1 protein-coding gene is annotated in these 2720 nt (G+C 68.6%); it reads right to left on the bottom strand.

Features of this window, described 5'->3' with window-relative positions:
- Positions 1-2720 (bottom strand): SDR family NAD(P)-dependent oxidoreductase (locus ACWCP6_RS37190; protein ID WP_450937091.1); only part of this gene is annotated, 2720 nt, incomplete at both ends.

Genomic DNA, 2720 nt, shown 5'->3' with positions numbered 1-2720 from the left:
GTCCGCACCGTCGTTGTTGACCGCGGAACCGCGAATCACCGCACGGATCGTGTCCCCGTCCCGCACCGCATCCGACAGCCGCTTCAACACCACGATGCCCGCTCCGCTGGAGAAGACGGTCCCCTGTCCGTCGGCGTCGAATGCGCGGCAATGGCCGTCGGGGGACATGATTCCGCCCTCCTGGAACCAGTAGCCGCTGCGCTCCGGAACGCGGACCTTCGCACCTCCGGCGAGTGCCATGTCGCTATCGCCTGAGATGAGACTGCGGCATGCGTGGGCGATCGCCACCAACGATGTCGAGCACGCCGTGCTCACACTCACGCTCGGTCCGCGCAGGTCGAGGCGGTAGGAGATCTGGGTGGCGGCGAAGTCCTTGTCGTTGCCGAGTCCCACGACCGTCGGGTCGATGTCCGACGAGCCACGCTGGGGAATCAGGTTGTTGAGCAGGTAACTGCTCATCGCGGCCCCGACGTAGACCGCGACCGTACCTGAGTGGCCACGCGACGCATATCCGGCGTTCTCGAGCGCCTCGTAGGAGCACATGAGCAGCAGCCGCTGCTGCGGGTCCATCAGCTCCGCCTCACGCGGCGTGAAACCGAAGAACCCGGGGTCGAACAGATCAACCCCGTCCGCGGACCCGGCCACGGCCACATACCGGCCGTGGCCGCCGACCGCCGATTCGGAAGGCTCGTCGGTGGGGACCAGTGACTCCACACCGTCAACCAGGTTGTTCCAGAACGCGTCCACATTGTCGGCACCGGGCAGACGGGCGGCCATGCCGATGACGGCGATGTCGGCGCTCTCCGTGGGGTTTCGGATCGTCGTCGACGGCGACTCCACATCCTGCGGGGACAGCGAAGTCGGCGCGAGGCGCTCCGCGAGGCGAGCAATGGTCGGGGATTTGAACAGGTCTGCCACGGCGAGCGAAACCTGCAGACGCTTCTTGACCTGCCGGCCTGCTTCGACGATGAGGAGGGAGTCTCCGCCCAAGTCGAAGAAGTTTGCGTCCCGGTCGATGCGGGAGCGCCCGAAGAGGTTCTCCCAGATCTCGGTAAGCGTGTTCTCGATCTCCGCACGCGACCGCTCCTTGGACGCAGCGGAGTCCGCCGGACGCTCCTGATGTCGCTTCGTTCCGCGCTCGAGCCTGCTCGCCAGGTTCTCGGTGGAGACGATCACGCGCCGTTGCCCTCCGAAGAGCGCGCGTTCGAAGACGGCAAGCGCGTCGGAAGCAGAGATCCCCGACGGCTCGTGGTGGACATGCGCCTCGAGTACGGCGGCGGGGAGCCGCTCCTGAGACGCCATGCCCACATTCCGCCAGGTGTCCCAAGCGATGGCGACGACACGTTCGGGAGCGCCGGCCGACTCGGCCCAGGCGTCGAGGAAGGCGTTCGCCGCGCAGTAGTCGACCTGGCCGAGGCTGCCCAGAAGTGCGCCGGTCGAAGAGAACACGGCGAAGAAGTCGAGCGGTCGGCTGCGGAGCACCGAGGCGAGGGCGAGCGTGCCGTCGACCTTGGGCGTCAGCACCTCGCGCATGGCCTCGACGTGTCGGAACTGGGCGAGCCCACCGCCGGCGAGGCCCGCGGCGTGGACAACGCCTTCAACGGGCCCGAACCGGAGCTCGGCTCGGGCGACGGCGTCGGCGAGAGCGGTACGGTCGCTCACGTCGCACGATTCGGCGAGCACCTCGGCCCCATACGACTCCAGCTCGCGTACCGCGGCGATGCGGCGCCGAGTCTCCGCGTGGGTCGTGGGCTCGCTCTCAAGCGCCTGCCACTGTTCACGCGGCGGGAGAGGCGTCCGGCCGATGAGCACCAGGCGCGCTTGGTACTTTCGCGCCATCCATGCCGCGATCGCCCGGCCGATGCCGCCAAGGCCGCCGGTGATCAAGTAGACGCCACGTGGCCGAAGGGCCGCGGGTCCTCCGTCCGCCGCGGACGTCGTCATGCCCTCGACACCCTCGACGAAGCGGGTGGTGTCCCGGTAGGCGACGAAGGAATGCGGCAGTGACGCGCGTATCTCGGCGATGAGCGGATCGACCTCCGCCGCAGTGCCCTCGATGTCGATTACGGACGCGGTGAGCGCCGGATATTCGAGTGGCAGCGTCTTGACCGGCCCGAGGACAAGTGCGCGGGTGGGCGGTGCGGCCTCGCCGCGGCTCACCCGGTCGAGTCCCCGTGTCACCACAGCAAGCCGGGTCTGCTCGGTTCCGCGGTGCAGCCCGAGCGCACGGGCGAGGTACACCAGTGCGTCGAGCGCGAAGACGCGCGCCCTGTCGACGTCGGCCTCGGTGTCGACCGCCCAAAGGTAGAGGACATTCCACGCACCGCTTGGTCCACCGGCCTCCTGGAGTTCGCGGACGAGCCGGTCGAAGTCCTCGGTCGCTTCCGGGCGCAGACGGTAGGTGTCCTGGCCGGAACGCTCGAACGACGTCCCGGTCTCCACAGTGACGACGTGCTCTCCGACTTCTCGCAGGCGCGCGGTCCAGCGCTCTGCGATGCCGAGTCCGTCGGCGAAGACGAGCCAGCGTTCGCCGTGCTTCCCGGTGGTTGCCGCGGGGAGGGGGGCCTGTCGGAAGACCGGCTGGAAAAGGCGGGCCGCGGGCGCCGTCGCACCAGCGGACTTCCGCTCGATCCAGTAACGCTTGGTGTCGAAGGCGTACGTGGGCAGGGGTACGCGGCGTGGTGTGCGGTGTTCGTGGAGTGCGGCCCAGTTCACCGAGG

It is taken from the genome of Streptomyces sp. NPDC002004 (genome assembly GCF_053593975.1).
The sequence above is the reverse complement of the archived record's forward strand: the minus strand, read 5'-3'. Positions and strand labels throughout refer to the sequence as shown.